This window comes from Cryobacterium sp. TMT3-29-2, from assembly GCF_004564305.1.
GTDB lineage: Bacteria > Actinomycetota > Actinomycetes > Actinomycetales > Microbacteriaceae > Cryobacterium > Cryobacterium sinapicolor.
On sequence record NZ_SOGK01000091.1, the window covers coordinates 1 to 18,930 of the forward strand.

The following is an 18,930-nucleotide window of genomic DNA, read 5'->3' on the forward strand; positions in this document are numbered from 1 at the left end:
CGGGGAGATCGATATGCTTCCTGCGCGAATTCGCGAGGGTGAATCCCGCCGTGCGATACAGCCACGGCAGCACCGCCTCCCGTGGCAGGTCGTCGCGGCGCCGCCAAGCTGTCGCGAAGACCTCAGCGGCCAGGTCCTCGGCATCCTGACGCGGTCCGCGTCGGGCGAAGTAGCGCACGAGCGCAGTCGAGTGCTCCCGGACGATCACGGTGAACCAGTCGACATCGGCCGCCGTCTCGGCCGGGCCCGCGCTGTCAGGCATCGCCTCTCCCTCACTTACGTCGGCGCTGGCTGGGGTGTTGGCGATGCTCACACAATGAATATGTCGCTTCCGCCGTAAGTCTTGCACGCAGCACCCCCGAATTTGCGGAGATCGTGTCGCCGTCCTGCTGACAGACTTCACCCTCCGCACAATCACTGCCTGCATCAGCGACAACATCAAGGTCCACGGGGAACCCGTTATCTATACGATTCGCCAACGCGACAGCAAATCGCACAACCCCGGCGCCTACCCGGCCGGCCGGCGTAGTGCGGGCAGACAAGGACAAAAACCCCGCGTCACACGCGACCGGCGGGGCTGACCGCGGACCTCTATTCGTCCCGGTCCGCAGACAAACGATTCCTGCTCCCGATAGCGACGCCAAGCGCAACCGTGATGAGCGTCGCTGCGACCGCAAACGCCCAACGTGTACCAGTGGCGACATCCTCTGAAGCCGCAGTGGTGATATCCGTTGCCCCTGATGCGAAGGCGAAAACCGCGCCCATCACAGATGCACCGGTGAGAAGGCCGAGATTGCGCGACAGGTTGAGCATGCCGGAGATCACACCGCGCTGGTCAGCGCGGATGCCGGTCATGACGGTGGTGTTGTTGGCCGTCTGAAACAGCGCATAGCTGGCAGTGATGACAACGAGAGAGGTGACGTACCCCGCGATTCCGAACGATACCGGTACCAAAGACATCGAAATCGACCCAACCACCATGCCGATCAACCCGACAAAGACCACACGCTGGGCGCCCAGACGATCTACCATCCGCCCGGCCGGGACGCCGGTTAATGCGGCGACGACGGGACCGGCCGACATCACGAGTCCGATCAGTGCAGTCTGGATCCCGAGCGCACGAGAGAGATGGAATGGACCCACCACAAGTGTTGTCATCATCACGGTCGAGACCAACGCGCTCATCGCAAGGCCGGCGCTGAGTACGGGTTTACGGAAGTTCGCCAGGCGCACCAACGGTGACGTCACTCGCCTCTCGACGAGCACAAACAGGCCCAACCCCACCACGGCAGCCAGCATCAAAACCAGACTCAATGTTCCGAAAACACCGTGCTCGAGGGTCACGGCGAGCAAATATGCCCCGAGCGTGAGGGCGAGCAGCAACATCCCCACATAATCGAAGCCGAGCCGCCCTACCTTTTGTGTTGGGCCGTCAGCTGGCAGGTACCGTCGCGCAAGAACGAAGGTCAGGAGGCCCAGCGGCGCAGTGACGAAGAAGATTGCTCTCCAGCCGAAGCCGGCGATCAAGACGCCGCCGAGCGACGGCCCGAGGGCGGTGCCGACCGCCGACATTGTCCCCAACAACCCCATGGCCCTCCCGATCCGGGACGGTGGGACCGTCTCAGCTACGAACGCCATACTGAGCGCCATCATGCTGGCTGCGCCGAGACCCTGAGCTGCGCGGGCAGCAATGAGGAGCCACAAGGTCGGCGCCACTCCGGAGAGGAACGTGGCCGCTGTGAAGACAGCGATCCCTGCCAGTAAAAGGCGTCGACGTCCTGCTATGTCTCCGAGGCGTCCGACGCCGACGATCAGGGTGGATATGGCAAGAAGGTAGGCCAGGACAATCCATTGGACTTGCTGGAAGGATGCAGAGAACCCCTCCGCCAGGCTCGGCAGGGCTACATTGACGATGCTTGTGCTCAGCGCGGGTAGCAACATGGAGAGCGAGAGGGTGAGAATCGCCCACCGAAACGCCGGCGCTACGCTCGGTTTTCCGGGCAGTGGCTTGTCTTGATTGACGCTCGTGGTTGTCACTGTGAACTCTGCTTCCCTGCACACTCTGGATGGACTCCATCAGAGTAGGGCCGCCCGTGAGTATGGCGGAAGACGCAAAATAAGCAATTGACTAATGTGTCTGACGCCATAGTTGGCCCTTCCATGGGAGACTTGTCCTATGGCAAGACCAGACTTGAATCTCTTGGTTACCCTGGACGTGCTGCTTCAGGAGGGTAATGTCACCCGGGCGGCCGAACGGCTTAGACTCAGCCCCTCAGCGATGAGCAGAGCGCTTGCCCGATTGCGCAAGACAACAGGCGATCCCTTGTTGGTCAGGGCCGGGCGTGGGCTGGTGCGCACGCCCCACGCGCTGGAGTTGGGCGAGCGTGTAGGGGAGCTTGTGCGTGAGGCTGAGGCCTTATTGGGCCCACCTGAAACGGTCGACCTCGGTGCTCTGTCCGGAACTTTCACCCTGCGGACCAGTGATGGTTTCGTCGAGAGCTTTGGCCCCGACCTTATGCGCCGTGTCATCGACAAGGCTCCGGGCGTACGGCTGCGCTTCATGCAGAAGGTTGACAAGGAGACCGCTTCCCTGCGAGACGGTACCGTCGACCTTGAAATCGGAGTGGCAGACCAGATCATGAGGGATGAGCTTCATGCTGAGTCATTGTTCAAGGACCGCTTTGTGGGCGTCGTCCGCACGGGGCATCCTCTGATGCAAAGCAAAATCACTCCCAAACAATATGCGTCCGGTGGCCACATCCGCGTCTCACGGCGAGGTCGCGAAAGGGGGGCTGTCGATGAAGCACTCAAGCCGTACGGACTGGAACGAGAGATCACCGTCGTCGTCGGCGGCTTTGCAGCGGCACTGGCCCTGGCCCGTGGGTCAGATCTGATCGCAACGGTTCCCGAGCGGCACACCAGGAACCTGCGCGCCGACCTGTCCATGTTCCTACTCCCGATCCCCACACCAGAAATCACGGTTTCGATGCTCTGGCACCCGAGGCTGCACGTAGACCCAGCACATCGATGGCTCCGGGCCTGCATGCGAAGCGCGTGCGCGGAGATCGACGGCCCCGGCTAAGCCCACAATGCCGCTGACCGCTGCCGACGCGCCAAACTCCGGGTAGGCACGTCTCCCCGTTCGAGCCGGATTGTAGGTAGGACCCGCCGACCACGAACGTTGCGCCCGTCGTGGAGCCTGATGACAACGCTGTTCTCAGCTGAGCCCCTCGCCTCTGGGATAGTCGCGCCCGCCTGCTGATGACTGGCCGCGGTGGCCATCTGGTGATGGGTGCTGGTCGCCCGCTCCGTGCCTCCTTAGGATGAAACAATGACGATGGTGGTTCTGGCGACAAAGCTCTTCGTCCCGCCGCCGCGCTCCCAAAGCATCGTCCGTCCACGTCTCGTCGACCAGCTGACTGCTGGAATCCGAGCGGGACGACGATTGAGCCTCGTCTCCGCACCGGCCGGGTTTGGCAAGACCACACTGTTTGTCGAGTGGGTTGCGCAGACCCGTCAGCTTGATCCGACCGTCCGAATTGCCTGGGTGTCCCTGGAGCAAAGCGATAACGACCCCGCCCGATTCCTCATCTACCTGGCTGCGGCTCTCGACCGGGCCTACCCCGATGGCGGCCCGGCGGATCACGACCCGCGCCTGTCCACTGAAGTGACCCTCACGTCACTCATCAATAGGATGTCGCGGAACACACAGCCGACGATCCTGTTTCTGGATGACTTCCAACTCATCGAGGACCCATCCGTCCGGGATGCCGTAGCGTTCCTCCTCGACCATCTGCCTCCCACGATGCACCTTGCCATAGCGAGCCGCTCCGACCCACTTCTTCCCCTGGCGCGCCTGCGAGCGAGCGGTGACCTGACGGAATTGCGCGCAGCCGACCTGCGCTTCACGCCCGATGAAGCGGCCGCGTTCCTCAAGCACTCGACAGGCTTGGCGCTCACACGAGAGGACGTCGCAGCCCTCGAGACCCGCACCGAAGGCTGGATCGCGGGCCTTCAACTTGCCGCGCTTTCCATGCGCGAGACCGCAGACATCCCCGCCTTCATAGACGCCTTCACCGGCAGCAACCGGTTCGTCATCGACTACCTCATCGAAGAGGTACTCCACCAGGCACCACTGCACATCCGAGAATTCCTCTGCCAGACCGCAATTCTTGACCGACTCAGTGGCCCACTCTGCGACGCCGTGACCGGGCGCACGGACAGCGCCCTTATGCTGCAGTCGCTGGAGCGGGCAAATCTATTCATCGTTCCCCTGGATGACACGCGGCGGTGGTACCGATACCACCACCTCTTTGCGGACGTCCTCCGATCCAGGCTGCTCATGCACGGCACCGAGCATGTGGCGGCACTCCATCGCCTCGCTAGCGAGTGGTTCGAGAAGAATGACTTTCCCGACGACGCGGTCAAGCACGCGTTCGAGGCCGCAGACTTCCCGCGGGCCGCGCGTGTGATCGAAGCCACCATTCCCGCCGTCCGTAGAAGCAGACAGGATGCGACTCTCCTCGGCTGGCTTGCGACGCTGCCGGATGATGCAAAGAAACGCAGACCAGTGCTTCGGGTTTTCTCCGCGTGGTCCTCACTCCTTTCCGGTGACAATTCCTCCGCGGATCGCCAGCTGACCGAGGCCGAACACCTCCTCGGTGCCGGCAGCGAAGACGGGGCGCCCGCGCACGATTCCGAGCCGGGCGAGGAGCTCCAGACCCTGCCCGTCACGATCGAGCTGTACCGTGCGTCCCTCGCTCTGGCCACGGGAGACCTGCCAGGGGTCAGGCTCCATGCCCAGCGCGCGTTCGACACCGCAAGACCTGATGATCATCTGGGGCTAGGCGCCGCGGCAGGCCTGCTGGGCCTCGCATCCTGGGCCGGCGGGGACCTCGAGTCGGGCGTGACCACGTTCCGGGGCTCCGCGAACAACCTCCGTTTGGCGGGCAATGTGACCGACGCGTTGAGCACGACCATGGTGGTCGCCGACATGCTGAGGCCACTCGGGAGGCTTCGGGAAGCCGAGAAAAACTATGCGGATGCGCTTCAGCAGTCCATCGCGCATGGCAACGACGGCCAGCCAACGGCCGACCTTCACGCGGGCATCAGCGACCTGCTACGGGATCGCAATGAACTCACACTCGCCAAGAAGCATCTCGAGGCAAGCCACAAGCTCGGCGAGCGCGCCCTCTCGCACGAGCATCGATACCGGTGGTTCGTGGCGATGGCGAGAGTGCACGAAGCCGAGGGCGAGCCGGATCTCGCGCTCGCGTCACTTGATCAGGCAGGTCAGCACTACCGCAGTGGATTCTTGCCCGAGGTCCGCCCGATTGCGGGCATGAAGGCGCGCATGTGGATCGCACTGGGGCGCCTTCCCGAGGCACGGGCGTGGGTGGAGGAGCTGAGGCTCACGCCCGCCGACACCGCGGACTACGCCCAAGAATTCGGACACATAACCCTCACCCGGCTGCTCATCGCGGAGCACCGCGCTGACCCCCTGGGCGAATCCCTCAACGACGCGAAGGCGCTGCTCGATCGACTGCTCCGCGCAGCCGAGGCGGGCGGGCGGATGGGGAGCGCCAGCGAAATCCTGGTGCTGCAGGCAATCGCATTCGGGGCGCAGGGTGAGGCAACCCGCGCGCTCGTCCCGCTGGCTCGCGCCCTCGCGTGGGCCGAGCCGGAGGGCCATGTCCGTCTTTTCGTCGACGAGGGCGCACCGATGCTAGCGCTCCTCCGCACAGCCGCCGGTGCGGGCATCCGCCCGGACTTCGTGCGTCAACTCAGCCAGGCCCTGCGCGACACCGCGGGCGCCTACGCTCCGGGTGCGCCGATCGAGACGCTGAGCGAGCGCGAACTGCACGTGCTCCGACTCCTGGCCACGGAACTGTCCGGCCCGGAGATCGCCCGCGAGCTCTACGTCTCGCTCAACACCATGCGGACCCACACCAGACACATCTTCCTCAAACTCGGCGTGAGCAGTCGCCCGGCCGCCGTCCGCCGCGCCGAATCGTGGGGCCTGATCTAGGTACCCCGTTCCACAACAATCACCATGCGATCCACGGATGTGGTGATGTCGCGTCACCACATCGCTCCGTAGTTTTCGGATGTGCCCGGAAAACCGTCCGGGCAACCGAAACACAGGGAGCGCACCTTGAGCATCTCGACATCCACCCTTACCCGCGGGGCCGCGGTCGCCGCCGCCCTCGCGGGATTGGCCTACATCGTCATCCAGTTCATCCACCCTGCCGACGCCGTCGCCTCACTGTCGACGCAGCGGTGGGTGGTCGTGCATATCCTGAGCTTCTCCGAAGCGGTGCTGGCTCTCGTCGGAATTACCGGCATCTATCTCAGGCAGGTGCGGCAATTCGGGATCCTGGGGCTCATTGGGTATCTGATGTTTGGCTTCTTCTTCATCCTGCAGTCCGCCTTCAACTTCGCTGAAGCGTTCATCGCCCCCCTCTTCGTATCCGACGCCCCCCAGATTTCCATGGACTTCGTCGGCCTGTTCGGACGGTACGCGGCCGTGACCGACCTCGGGCCGCTCGCTGCTCTTCCGCAGGTCGGCGCACTCCTGTACATCGGTGGCGCGCTGCTCTTCGGAATCGCCGTCATCCGGGCCCGGTTGCTATCGCGCGGAGCGGGCATCCTACTGATCGCCGCCGCTGCCGCGACCCCCATCGCCGGTGCGCTGCTGCCCCACGCGCTCGAACGCATGGCCGCCGTTCCCATGGGCCTCGCCCTGGTTTGGCTCGGCTTCTCCCTTTTCTCCGACCAGCGCCTGAACACTGCGGCGCGACGGGTGAACGCCAACGAGGCCCACCTCGACAGCGCGGTGAAATGAGCCGGTACGAAATCCGCCTTGGAGGGCAGCTTGACTCGAGGTGGAGCGAATGGTTCGAGGGCCTCACTCTCATAACCGATTCAGATGGATGCACCACCCTCACCGGGCCCGTCATCGATCAAGCCGCCCTGCACGGATTGATTCGGCGCGTGAATGACCTGGGAGTGCCCCTCATCTCGGTCAGCATCCTGCACGACGACGCGCCCGCCAGCGACGCCACCCATCTATCCAGGGAGGAGAACAGAACATGACCGCTGACATCGCCACAACCCGGGCGTCAAAATCATGGCTCACACTCGCTGGACTCATTCTTCTCAGCCTCATCCCCATGCTTGCCGGTGCCGTCCGGCTCGGCGAGCTGACCGGCGGAGCCGCGCCGACTGTGCACAACGAACGATTCCTTGACTCCCCCATTCCCGTCCTGATCCACATCATTAGCGTCACCGTCTTCAGCCTGCTCGGGGCTTTTCAGTTCGTTCCGGCACGACGACGCCGCACCAACCGATGGCACCGGGCGGCGGGCCGCGTCCTCATCCCGACCGGACTGCTGACAGCACTATCCGGCATCTGGATGGCGGCCTTCTACCCGCACCCCCTCGGAGATGGCGACGTGCTGGAAGCTCTCCGCCTGCTCTTCGGGTTCGCGATGGTCGCGAGCATCCTGCTCGGCATTCGAGGCATTGTACGGCGCAAATTTAGTGCGCACGGCGACTGGATGACACGGGCGTACGCGATCGGCATGGGCGCCGGAACTCAGGCGATCGTACTCATCCCCGGCTCGATCATCTTCGGATCAACCCACGAGCTCTCGAGGACCGTCCTCATGGGAGCGGCCTGGGTCATCAACCTCGCTGTTGCCGAGGCGGTCATCCGGAGCAGGGCGCGGCGACTGCTAGACCGCTCGGCAGGGACGCATAAACACTCAACCAACCTGACAGGAATCACAGCATGACGACCCAAATTACATCACCAGTGCAGCTGCACGGCCGGTTCGATGCGAGCCCATCACGATGGTTGTGGCTGGTGAAGATGGTGCTTGCCATCCCTCACTTCGTGATTCTGGCCGCGCTGAACGGTGCGTTCCTACTCGTAACCCTGGCGTCAGGCATCGTCATCGCGTTCACCGGACGCTACCCACGGTCGCTCTTCGACTTCACAGTCGGGGTGCTGCGGTGGAACTGGCGGGTCGGGTTTTACGTCTACGCCGCCCTCGGAACCGACAGCTACCCGCCGTTCACCCTGCGCGACACGGAATACCCTGCCCGCTTCGACGTCGCCTACCCGACACGCCTCTCTCGAGGGCTCGTCGTGGTCAAGTGGATGCTTGCCCTCCCCCACGTTGCGATCGTGATCCTCGTGATGGCCAACATCCTCACCTTTGTGCCCTCCTCAACGGGTTCAAGCGGCGGTGCCTTCTCAATCGTCAACGTGCTCGCGGTAATCGCCGGAGCATTTCTCCTCATGACCGGTCGGTACCCGCAACCCCTGTTCGACCTGCTCATCGGCATCAACCGTTGGATCTACCGGGTCGTCGCCTACGTCGCGTTCATGTCCGACGTGTACCCGCCGTTCCGGCTCGACACGGGTGCGAACGAACCGCGTACGGCCACAGCCGAGCGTGAAGCCGGAGCCATATTGCCCAGCTGAGGGGAGAAAGCGTTGCCGCCCCAGTACCAAAAAGCCACGAAAGTCCCGTGGATGTCCCCATCACTAGAACGGACGACTCACCATGACACCAGGAATCGCTATTGCCTTTGTCTTAACGCTCACAGCCCTCGCCACCTTCCAGCTACTGCTGGCGGCGGGACTTCCCTTCGGCCGTTGGGCCTGGGGCGGACAGCACCCTGTTCTCCCCCCGCGTCTGCGGGTCGGCAGCGTGCTGGCGGTGGTGACCTATGCCATCTTCGCTTTCATCGCGCTTGAGCGCGTCGACGTCACAAACGTCTTCACCGATCCCCTCGTCGCGGTCATCACCATGTGGGTGATCGCGGGCTACCTGATGCTGAGCGTGCTGCCGAACCTCGCCTCGAAGAGCGCAAAAGAGAAGAGAGTGATGGTTCCCGTCTCGCTCACCCTGGGGATTCTCGCGACACTCATCGCCGTCAGCTGAGCCTGGAAGGCCAACACGTCCGCGCTCCACCGCCCCAGAAGGATGTGATCATCGTCACGCCGTCGGCTCCATCTACCGCCGGTGCGGCACCTCGCCGATTGATCCTCGTGTCATGTGTCGGTCGTCGGGTGTCGCTGGTCCTATGAGGGCTCCAGGCTCATCCGCTCGTTTCATTCTTTTTGGCGCGGGACCAGGATTCTCGGCTGCACTACTGCCACAGGCCGACGGCGTCGGGAAAAAACGCAATGTTGTTTATCGCTCCTTTATTTCGGCGTATAGGCGTCCCGTGTGTAGGGCAAGATATGAGATTTCGTCGATGGAGACTACTCGGTGAATCGCATCGCCAATCAATTGGGCGATGTCGATTGCGGCATCCACGGCTTCCGGGTAGAGCTGCCGTACCGCGGCGAGCAAATCCTGATGGGAGCTGTGAAGCTGTTCGTCGGCGGCAGCTCGGGCGAACACGTAGCGCAGATGCGTCACAAATCGTGCGGCACTGCTCGCGTTCTCGTCGATTGGCTGACCCCACCGCTCCGCCAGACGAAGAAATACGCGGCCAATAGTCTCGGTCATGACGACGGTCTTTGAAAAATCTCCCTTCGTCCACTGCTGGTTGACGAAGTGCAGGGCGAAGGCCACCCACTCATCGTCTTGCAGTCGGACCCCAAGTCTTTCGGACACCAAGGTCACCACCTGACGCCCCAAGGCTGCTTCGGACGGGTAGAGCTGGGCCACCTCCCAACGGAGCGGGAAATCGATGCGAATCCCCTCAGTAGCCCGACGCACTGCGAAGGTGAGGTGGTCCAGGACCGGGATCATCAGAGATTGTCGGGGCTCGAGGCCGAGTGCTGCATGACCCAGTTCAGTGATGGTCTGGGCCAAGGCGATTTGGTCCAGGGGTGCCTCACTCAGCAGCCCCGCGACCTGGGCCGCGCGGTACGCCCCGTCAGCGACGAAGCGCTGATTGGCCACGATGGTGTCAATGGTCTCTCCTGGACTCCGCTGAAACCCTATACCTTTGCCCAGTAACACGACCTCTATCGTGTCGAATTCTATGGCGAGAACCACATTGTTGTTGTATACCCTTTTGATTCTGGCTTGCGTGGATCGTGTCACTTCCATCGGGTGCGCTCCTGAAAACGTTGGCAGTCTTGTTTGTGACGGCGAGACTCCTCGTCGCGCTCGTTCCCCTTCTGTTCCGAAGTCTTCGTACGAATCAGGACATCATGAACGGACAGATGCAATTGAGGCACCGCCTCGTGGCATCGAGACATGATGGGCTCGCAAACCCAAAAACGTGGCTTTCCTCGTCGGCCCAGATCTACGTTTGCCGCCGGGGGCGAAAAACCCGTCGACAGACATAAGTCCGTTTCCGGATCGCGTTTGCCGGCCGACCCGGCAATTGTAGGTGCCAAAAGACAATCCGTATCTGCGGGCGATTCGCGGGCGATTCCTTCCATGACTACCTTTTCACTTCCGCCGGACCGTGATCACGGACTCGCCGTTGGCCTCAAGGTCTGGCGAGCTCATAACAAATTTGGCGCCGTTCATCAAGATGACGGGGGTGACCATCGAGGGCACCTTCAGTTTGATGTCGTCGAGGTCGCAGCTGATGATGACGTCTCCGCGAGCCACCCGCTCGCCAACCTTTCGGTGCCCGACTAACCCTTCCCCTTTGAGAGTGACGGTGTCGATTCCGATATGAACCAGGACCTCCGCCCCAGCGTCGGTGCGGACAGCGTAGGCATGGCGTGTCTCCGCTATCAGGACAAGCTCGCCGTCCACCGGGCTGCGGAACGAACCGTTGGTCGGCTCGATGGCGAATCCGTCACCGACGGAGCGCCGTGCGAAGACAGGGTCCGGGACTTCATCCAGAGAAACGATTCGCCCTGCGACCGGGCTGTAGACGGACTCGCCCCTTTTTTTGAATGGGTTCTGCATCGCCGTGCTCCTTTAATCGTCGAGGCCGAGGCTCTCATTGATAGCGTTCTTGTACAAGATGGCTTTGCCGCCGTAGACGGCCTGAACGCCACCCTGGACTTCAAAGACATCCGTGGCTCCGAGCCTGCGCAGCGCGGTTTTATCCACCTTGGCGGGGTCCTTCACGGATACGCGCAAGCGTGTGATGCAGGCGTCGACCTCTTCAAGGTTGGCGGCACCGCCAAGCGCTTCTAGGACCCTTGCGGCTTCCATTTGAACCGCGCTTTCGCCGGTGCGGCCGCCGACCACAGCAGGCACGAGGGCGGCGCCTTCCGGGACATCCGGTTCTGCATCCCTGGCGATAGTGTCCTCCAAGTGTCCGGGAGTGCCGATTCGGAACCGTTTGATCGCGAAGCGGAAGGAGAAGTAGTACAGGGCGAACCAGACCACGCCAATAGGTAGCACGAGCAACCAGTTCGTTCGGTCGTTGCCCTGCAGAACGCCAAAGAGCATGAAGTCGATCACGCCGCCGGAGAAAGTGTTTCCAATACTGATGTTCAGGATGTCAGCGATGAAGAAGGAGGCACCATCGAGCAGGGCATGGAACACGTACAGCAGCGGCGCGACGAACAAGAACATGAACTCGATGGGCTCAGTGATGCCCGTGATGAATGAGGTCAAAGCCACGGAGAGGAAGAGGCCCGTGTACTTGGCGCGGCGGCCCTTGGGGATGCAGTGCCACATTGCCAGGCAGGCTCCCGGAAGGCCGAACATCATCGTCGCGAAACGGCCGGCAAAGTAGCGGGTCCCTTCGGTGAACATTCCGACGTGATTGGGATCGGCCAGCTGGGCGAAGAAAATCTTCTGTGCGCCGTCGACCGACACTCCGTTGACCAGCTCAGTTCCACCCAGTGACGTGAACCAGAACATGGGATAGATCATGTGATGCAGGCCAACAGCTCCACTGAGACGCAAAAAGAACCCGTAGAAGAACGTCCCTACAGGCCCAAGTCCCGCAATCGCCATACCAGCGCTGACCATCACCTGCTGGATGGGCGGCCATGCGAGGAAGAAAAACATTCCCACGAAGATCGCGGCGAACGCTGTCACGATCGGCACAAAACGGGATCCGCCGAAGAAGCCGAGGACGGCCGGCAATTCGATATTGCGGTAGCGGTTGTGCAGCCAGACGGCCGTGGCGCCGATGACCAGAGCGCCGACTACGCCGGTGTCTACCGGCTCGGCGCCAGGCTTGAAGATGTCCAACATCGCTTTGATGGTGGCGGTCATCACCAGGTAGCCCACGATACCGGCCAAGGCCGCGGTGCCCTTGTCGCGCTTCGCCAAGCCGATGCAGAGCCCAATAGACAGAAGCAGAGCAAGGTTAGTGAAGACCGTCGCCCCGGCGGCGGACATAACGCCGAAGATTCCCTGCAGGATCGCGTTGTCCAATCCCGGGTATGCCTTGACAGTATTCGGGTTAGACAGTGCGCCGCCGATGCCGAGCAGGAGACCGGCGGCTGGAAGGATGGCGATCGGTAGCATAAATGCTTTTCCGACCTTCTGAAGTTGCTTGAACACTATTGCTTCTTTCATTTCGGGCACGACGACTCCGTCGTGGGTGAAGGGAAAAACGACCTCTTAAGCGAGAGCCGTTACGAAGTCCGAAGTAATTTCCATTGGACGGGTAATTGCACCGCCGACCACCACGCAGAAGGCACCCAGATCGATCATTTGGCGGGCCTGCAGCGGGGTGCGGATCCGGCCTTCAGCGATGATTGGCACGTCAGCCCTGGCCACCAACTGCTCGACCAGCGAAAAGTTCGGACCGGGGGCCCCTTGTGATTGGGGCGTATACCCGCTTAGCGTGGTCCCCACGAAGTCGACACCACACTCGGCCGCGGCCAAGCCTTCCTTGAGGGTGGCGACATCTGCCATAAGGACAAGATTCGGGAATGCGGCCCGGATCTGAGCAATGAAGCCAGCCGGGCTGAGTTTGTCCACCCGCTCACGGAGAGTGCAATCCAGTGCCACGATATCTGCACCAACGGCCACAAGAGCTTGCACTTCAGCCATGGTGGCGGTGATATATGGCTCGTACGGCAGGTACTGGTTCTTGATGAGACCGATCACGGGAAGCCCCACAGCCGCCTTGATTTCGAGGACGTCACGCGCGGAGTTGCACCGGATCCCGACTGCCCCTCCCTGCTCAGCGGCCATCGCGAGGAGCGGCATCACGCCGCCTCCAGCAGCGAACAAAGGTTCGCCTGGAAGCGCCTGGCAAGACACAACGAGACCGCCACGGAGGCGGTTTATAAGACGGGGATTTGTCATGGATATTCCTCGGACCCTAGAAGACGTATTTGCCCATGCGCATAACGGCGCATGAAGGTACGTCTCAGGTTTTGCCGAAAGTAACAATCCCGATGACTTACGCGAAAATTCGCGTCTGATTTGAAGCATACAGCTACCACGCCAATTTCGGTCGCACAATGTCGAAAGGCCCGAGCAAATTGTGGCCATTTATGACGAGGAATGAAGGCGGTGCCCGAGATCGTAGCCCGAAATCGGAAACCTACCGACGGGCCTCTGGCAGAACCAATTCGATAAGACGAGTAAACGTGCCCCCAAACATTATTGCCATGTGGAGCTCCGTGGAGCGCGCAGCGTTCCGAGCATCCGTGTTAGTCAGCCTGTTCGTGCGCATACGTTCCATGACCTCCTCCAATGCAAGCCGTGTGACCGTTGACGCGACTGGGAGATGCGTCCCCGATGAGCCCTCCCCTGGTTCTCCATCTCCGCCTCAACGCGGCGTATCCGTTCGCTGAGCAGCTCGACAGCTCGGGCGTAGACGATATTCTTCCCCGGCACAAGCGTGAGCCCGATGCGCGCGCTGTGCGCTGCATGTAACTGAGCGGGCCGCCCGCCCAGGGCGGCGCCACGTCGATCCCCCTCACCGGCACCGTCCCTGACCGCATCGAAAATCAAGTGGTGCGGATGCCCCCACCCGCGGATATCGCCGAGGATGTCGTTGAACTAGTGGGACCGATAGCAGGACCCCTTGTCGGTCATCGTGCGCAGCACGGTGATGCCACTGCCAGTCGGTGCCCACAAGGCGTTCCCAAACACCACACCCTCGAGACTTTTGGGCTTCTGCGGGTTAGCACCGAATCTGCCTCCGTGGACGGCCCCGCGCAGACGCCGGACCGTTCGTGAGCAGGTTCTCTGCGCATACCGCGACTGCGCTGGTCATCGTCGGCCCGGTGTCCGCGGCGGCGGGCTTCACGCCGGAGGACTTTCCGAGGCGCGTTCACACGGCGAAATCAATTGGTCGTTGCGGGTCCGACTGGGACGGCGGGGGTTCGAGGCCAGGTCCCGGCGGAGCGCAGGATGAAGGCCAGGATCAGCACCTCGACTCCGATGGTGAGGCCGTAGTAGAAGGCCCAGTCCAAGGAAGCCCCCGCCGCGTTGAACACCATGACGGGGATGTACAGCGATGCAACAACGAGGTTCGTCGCCCGGTTCACACGGGCGGGCAGCGTCATGGAGAGCATCACCATCAGGGCCGGGATCGCGATGATCGCGAAGAAAATCGACATCAATGTCCCGCTGATGTCGAAGTCGAAGATGACGCCACCCCGGATTACGTCGATTTCGCCGGGCTGGTAGAGGTGGAAGTAGTCGACGTAGATGACGAGGAACATGAGACTGGTCCAGGCTGCTGCGAGCTTGGCTTGCACGGGGATCGGCGGGTTGTCGAGCAAGTGCGGGGTGTTCGTTTGGATAGTGCTGGTTCTGGACATGGCGGACCTTTCAGAATTTCGGATAAAACTTACGACTGTAAGGATTGATCGCCAGCGTAGCCTTACGGGCGTAAGTGCGCAAGGATGGGTGAATGACGCTGCGCACACCGCTAAGCCGGGAGAGGATCGTCGGCGCGGCCGCCGCAGTAGCCGATCGCGCGGGTGTTGCGGCCGTGAGCATGCGCAGTGTAGCGAAGGAGCTCGGCGTTGAGGCGATGTCCCTTTACCATCACGTTCCTAGCAAGGAGGCGCTGCTGGACGACCTCGCCGACTGGGTATTCGAGAGGATCGAGATGCCCGAGGTGGGCGACACCTGGCGCGAGGCGCTGACCGATCGGGCACGATCGGCACGATCGGTACTCACCGCTCATCCGTGGGCGCTCGGAATGATGGAATCGCGACCCAACCCGGGCCCGGCACTGCTGAAGCATCACGACCGACTGCTTGGCGTGCTGATGATGTCGGGCTTCAGCGCCGCGCTTGCGACACATGCATTCTCGGCGATTGACGCCTACGTGTACGGATTCGCGCTGACCGAGACGAGCCTGCCGTTCGAACCGGGGGGCGGCGCCGAGGAGGCGTTCGCCGTCAAGGTCGCGGCGCCGGCGGAGCTGTATCCGCACATTGCGCGGTCGCGCGCCGAGCTGTTCGGCGATGGCGGTTACGCGTTCGCGGACGAGTTCGATTATGGGTTGGAGTTGTTGCTGGAGAGCCTGGAGCGTCGGGTCGCCGACGCGGGCCCCGCGCCGCGAGCCTTAGCGCATCCGCCGCAGGACTTGCCCGACTAACGCAACAAGCCACGGGTGTAGGACACTGGCCAGGGAAAATACCCTATGGTGGCCGCGTTAAGGGCGCTTGCATCATATTCGGGCTCGCAGGCTGGTTTGTGGACGCAGCAGGAGGATGACAAGGGCGTCGGGGCGCCAGTCGTAGAGCTGTATTGCACCCAATTTCCGTGTATGCGGCTGTGAGATTTGTGAGGTTGGGGAGCGCAGTGAGCGCCCGCATTGGGTTCCCTCCGGGAGCCGTCCTACTTCTTGTCGCGGGGAGCCGTGTGGTGTTCGGCACGCACTTCGGCGCCGTGCCAAGGCTCATACACGCCAGAAATTGGACGCCACGCACTGCTCGTGACAACTGAAACCGCGCTGACCCTCGACGCTACAGCGACGCCCTCAAACGGTTCCGGCGAAAGTTGCCAGAAGACAGAGCATCGGCATGCTCGGGCGCTGGGTAGGGTTGTGCCATGACTTTCGCAAACGCGGGAACACTCGGTGTCGTCCCCGGTAAACGTGATGAGCTGGTCGCTCATCTGACTCAGCGCAGCGACACCCTCAAACAGATCGGCTGCCTGGCGTATGAGGTAGGGGTCAGCGACGACGACCTCGAAACAGTGTTCGTCGTGGAACTATGGGACAGCGCCGAAGCGCATCAAGCCTCGCTCGCCTTGCCCGAGGTCCAAGCATCTATAGCGACCGCAAGGCCGCTTCTGTCCGGCGCTTTTGGCGGGTTTCGCTTCAACGTCGTCGGATCTCCACTACGCGACTGAACGGCGGCGCTCCAAGCGCACGCTCTACGATCCACCGTTTGACGCTCAGGGCGGATGTTCGCTGGATCTATTTGCCGGCCAGAAGAGCGAAATATCCCGGAATCTGCTGCGAAAGACCGGTGGAGTTCATCGGGACCACTTCGATGTTCACCGGCCCGTCCGCGATCAACAGCCAGTCGGAATCCGAAAATGTGCTGTGCCGTTCCTGGGCGCCGAAACGCCCGGGGCGGGGCAGGTTTTCCAGGGCGCTCTGCAACTGCCGGGGTATGCTTCGCGGCGTGGCCCCCAGCTGCTGCAGGTAGGCGAGGCTGGTTCCTTGGAAGTTGGTTTCGGCGAGGAACACCCGGCCGCTGCGCCCTATGACGGTTCGCAGGTTGGCAGCCAAGCTGGACTGCTTGTCGGGTTTCAGCACGTGAAAGACTCCGCGGACAAAAACGTTGGCAGGCCCTATCCGCTCCAACAGGCGCTCTCCCGCACCTACTTCCGCAGCATCCATGACCATGAAGTCGGCGTTCAGGACGCCTTCAGTTTCCCTCTTCGCCAACTCGACCGCGCCAGTTGAGACATCGATGCCGAGCACGCTGGGAAAAAGACCAGCAAGCCAGCGGGTGTAGGTTCCGTTGCCACACCCGACGTCAATCACCGGAAGAGCCGGATCAAAGTGGGCTACTACGGCGTCGGAGTACTGCGCATGCTCGGTCCGGGATCCGGAGTCCCACAGCACATCTCCGGAACGGCCGGTGGTGTGAATTCCGCGCCAGTACCCATCCCACGCGGCCGCCGGGTCTCTCGGTACCCGGGAAGTGAGGCGTACTACTGTTGGAACAAGCAGCAGCTGTTCCCAAAGCTTTGACATGCCCTAACTCTACCGACGCTGCGCGAGACCCCGGAGCTGATCCAGTACCTTCTCGGGCGGCAGCGGGTAGCCGTAGTAATAGCCTTGCCCGTATAGGCAACCCATGGCCTGCAACTGGATCGCCTGTTCGGCGGTTTCAATGCCTTCCACGATCGCTTTCAGTCCCGCAGAGGAAATCAGCTGAAGAATGGCAGCAATGAATTTCAGCTGCTGCGGGTCCGAGCCCATGTCCTGAATCAGGGATTGGTCGACCTTCACCGTGTCCGCAGGAAGCGACCGGAGATAGCTGATGGACGAATAGCCGGTACCGAAGTCGTCAATTTGCAGCCCCACGCCCAGGTCCCGCAGCCCGCTGAAGACCTGTTCTTCCGCCGTTCCCCTAGACATCAACACGGTCTCGGTGATCTCCAAAACCAAACGCCGCGGAGCCACGTGATGCCGGTCCAACGTATCCCTGATGTCCTCCAGCAGATCACTGCGAAGCAGTTCAGCGGCGGAAAGATTGATGTGCAGACGGAAGTCCGTCAGGTCAGGTGCGGTTTCGCTCCAGCGTCTCATCTGGGCGACGCCTTCATGCAGCACCCACCGCCCCAGCTCCAGGATCAGGCCGGTTTCTTCCGCGATGCGGATGAAGCTGTCCGGCATAATAATTCCGCGCACGGGATGATGCCACCGAAGGAGGGCTTCGATGCCTATGACCCTGCCGGAAGCCAATTCGACCACCGGCTGGTACCGCAGTGCCAGTTCGCCGCCGGCAACAGCGCTGCGCAGTTCGGCGGTTATGCGTGAGCGTTCCCGGACAGCGTCGAGCATATCGGGGTGGAAGAGCTGGACGTTGTTGCGACCTTGCTCCTTCGCCTGATACATGGCGATGTCAGCATCGCGCATCAGCGCCTCGGCCGGATATCCCGGCGTGCCGATGCAAACCCCGATGCTGGCCATTGCCCAGACCGTTTCGGTTCCGACACGCACGCTGTCCTGCAGTTGCTCGGATGCCCGGTGCGCAATTTGCAGGATCTCCTCTTCCGTGGCCTCGGTGATGACGATGGCAAATTCATCCCCACCCAGACGGGCCACTGTATCGGCGGCCCTGACGACGGACCGGAGACGCTTGGCAACCTCGACCAGCACGGCGTCACCGGCACCATGGCCCAGCGTGTCATTTATAGCCTTGAAAGAGTCGAGATCCAGCACCAGAACGGCCGGGGCTTTCCCGCTGTCCGCACTGGCCAGGATTGCCTCCTGTATCCGCTCGTTGAGCAGGGTCCTATTCGCAAGGCCTGTTAGGGCATCCGTCTTGGCCATCTGTTCCAGCTCAGCCTGCGCTCGCCCCAACATGGCCGTACGGTCGGCAACCCGCCGTTCCAGATCCGAGTAAATATGGTCAAGTTCCTCCGCGAGCAGGTTGACACCCGTGATGACAGCATCGATGTCATCCCTACGTTCCGAAGTTTCCATGCGTGTGTCCAGCTCTCCGGCAGCCAACCGGACAATGATCTCCACCAACTGCTGCAGGCGCGGGTCCTCAGCGGCCTTTCCCGAGGTCAGGTCGTCCAAAAGTGCAATCCACGACGGGAAGTCTGGCCCTTTGCAGACCCCGGCTGAAGAACTGGCAGCTGCCCCGGGGTCCCCTTGAATCGATCTGTCACGTCCTGAATCCTACGGTCACCAGCAACCTCCGATATGGGCCCGCTATCGATACTCCACCAAGAGGAGCACCCACCCGAAGGCACCTGCCAACCCGACGGGCGGTCAGTATCACTGCCGGTTGGCCGGAACGTGTCGGGCACCGCCACCGGCGGTTCCCCGCTCAAAGGGCAGACGCCCGGTGTGGCCCTCATCGCGGCAGGC

The 18,930-nt window shown here is 62.1% G+C and carries 17 protein-coding genes; 8 read left to right on the top strand and 9 right to left on the bottom strand.

The features are described from left to right. On the bottom strand, positions 1-262 hold a 262-nt coding region (locus tag E3O67_RS10065), incomplete at its 3' end, for an RNA polymerase sigma factor (RefSeq protein ID WP_135102616.1). A 329-nt stretch (positions 263-591) separates the two neighbouring features. Further along, on the bottom strand, positions 592-2,037 hold the full coding sequence (locus E3O67_RS10070; RefSeq protein WP_198418971.1) for an MFS transporter: 1,446 nt from the start codon (positions 2,035-2,037) through the stop codon (positions 592-594). 139 nt (positions 2,038-2,176) lie between these two features. Between E3O67_RS10070 and E3O67_RS10075 the strand changes: the two genes are divergently transcribed. From E3O67_RS10075 to E3O67_RS10105, 6 genes are all read left to right on the top strand, one after another. Beyond that, positions 2,177-3,082: a LysR family transcriptional regulator gene (locus E3O67_RS10075; RefSeq protein WP_135102617.1), complete on the top strand. Its 906-nt coding sequence runs from the start codon at positions 2,177-2,179 to the stop codon at positions 3,080-3,082. A gap of 249 nt (positions 3,083-3,331) precedes the next feature. Then, positions 3,332-6,028, top strand: coding sequence for a LuxR C-terminal-related transcriptional regulator (locus E3O67_RS10080; RefSeq protein ID WP_134428130.1), 2,697 nt, complete (start codon positions 3,332-3,334; stop codon positions 6,026-6,028). A 126-nt stretch (positions 6,029-6,154) separates the two neighbouring features. After that, complete coding sequence (locus tag E3O67_RS10085; RefSeq protein WP_134428128.1) at positions 6,155-6,844, top strand: hypothetical protein; 690 nt, start codon at positions 6,155-6,157, stop codon at positions 6,842-6,844. Positions 6,845-7,091: 247 nt separating this feature from the next. Then, positions 7,092-7,796 (top strand): DUF2306 domain-containing protein, encoded by a 705-nt coding sequence (locus E3O67_RS10095; RefSeq protein WP_134428124.1) that lies wholly within the window; start codon positions 7,092-7,094, stop codon positions 7,794-7,796. Further along, positions 7,793-8,491, top strand: coding sequence for a DUF4389 domain-containing protein (locus tag E3O67_RS10100; RefSeq protein WP_134428122.1), 699 nt, complete (start codon positions 7,793-7,795; stop codon positions 8,489-8,491). The genes E3O67_RS10095 and E3O67_RS10100 overlap by 4 nt, the downstream gene beginning before the upstream one ends. 82 nt (positions 8,492-8,573) lie before the next feature. Then, positions 8,574-8,954 carry a hypothetical protein gene (locus tag E3O67_RS10105; RefSeq protein ID WP_135102618.1) on the top strand — a complete coding sequence of 127 codons (381 nt, stop codon included), beginning with the start codon at positions 8,574-8,576 and terminating at the stop codon, positions 8,952-8,954. Between the two features lie 252 nt (positions 8,955-9,206). On the opposite strand, the gene E3O67_RS10110 is transcribed toward E3O67_RS10105, so the two are convergent. The 5 genes from E3O67_RS10110 to E3O67_RS10130 all read right to left on the bottom strand — a co-directional run bounded on the left by E3O67_RS10110 (position 9,207) and on the right by E3O67_RS10130 (position 14,677). Beyond that, positions 9,207-10,076 carry a PRD domain-containing protein gene (locus E3O67_RS10110; protein ID WP_135102619.1) on the bottom strand — a complete coding sequence of 290 codons (870 nt, stop codon included), beginning with the start codon at positions 10,074-10,076 and terminating at the stop codon, positions 9,207-9,209. 348 nt (positions 10,077-10,424) lie between these two features. Next, positions 10,425-10,895, bottom strand: a complete 471-nt coding sequence (locus tag E3O67_RS10115) for a PTS glucose transporter subunit IIA (protein ID WP_135102620.1) — start codon at positions 10,893-10,895, stop codon at positions 10,425-10,427. Positions 10,896-10,907: 12 nt separating this feature from the next. Further along, positions 10,908-12,470, bottom strand: coding sequence for a PTS transporter subunit EIIC (locus E3O67_RS10120; RefSeq protein ID WP_241979417.1), 1,563 nt, complete (start codon positions 12,468-12,470; stop codon positions 10,908-10,910). Positions 12,471-12,515: 45 nt separating this feature from the next. Then, positions 12,516-13,397 carry an N-acetylmannosamine-6-phosphate 2-epimerase gene (locus E3O67_RS10125; RefSeq protein WP_370260409.1) on the bottom strand — a complete coding sequence of 294 codons (882 nt, stop codon included), beginning with the start codon at positions 13,395-13,397 and terminating at the stop codon, positions 12,516-12,518. A gap of 800 nt (positions 13,398-14,197) precedes the next feature. After that, positions 14,198-14,677, bottom strand: coding sequence for a DUF6326 family protein (locus E3O67_RS10130; protein ID WP_134433345.1), 480 nt, complete (start codon positions 14,675-14,677; stop codon positions 14,198-14,200). Between the two features lie 92 nt (positions 14,678-14,769). On the opposite strand from E3O67_RS10130, the gene E3O67_RS10135 reads away from it, so the two are divergent. Then, positions 14,770-15,465 (top strand): TetR/AcrR family transcriptional regulator C-terminal domain-containing protein, encoded by a 696-nt coding sequence (locus E3O67_RS10135; RefSeq protein WP_135102622.1) that lies wholly within the window; start codon positions 14,770-14,772, stop codon positions 15,463-15,465. A gap of 455 nt (positions 15,466-15,920) precedes the next feature. Continuing rightward, positions 15,921-16,223 (top strand): putative quinol monooxygenase, encoded by a 303-nt coding sequence (locus E3O67_RS10140; protein ID WP_135102623.1) that lies wholly within the window; start codon positions 15,921-15,923, stop codon positions 16,221-16,223. A 67-nt stretch (positions 16,224-16,290) separates the two neighbouring features. On the opposite strand, the gene E3O67_RS10145 is transcribed toward E3O67_RS10140, so the two are convergent. Beyond that, positions 16,291-17,079, bottom strand: coding sequence for a class I SAM-dependent methyltransferase (locus E3O67_RS10145; RefSeq protein ID WP_135102624.1), 789 nt, complete (start codon positions 17,077-17,079; stop codon positions 16,291-16,293). 9 nt (positions 17,080-17,088) lie between these two features. Beyond that, on the bottom strand, positions 17,089-18,636 hold the full coding sequence (locus E3O67_RS10150) for a bifunctional diguanylate cyclase/phosphodiesterase (RefSeq protein ID WP_241979415.1): 1,548 nt from the start codon (positions 18,634-18,636) through the stop codon (positions 17,089-17,091). Positions 18,637-18,930 lie beyond the last annotated feature (294 nt).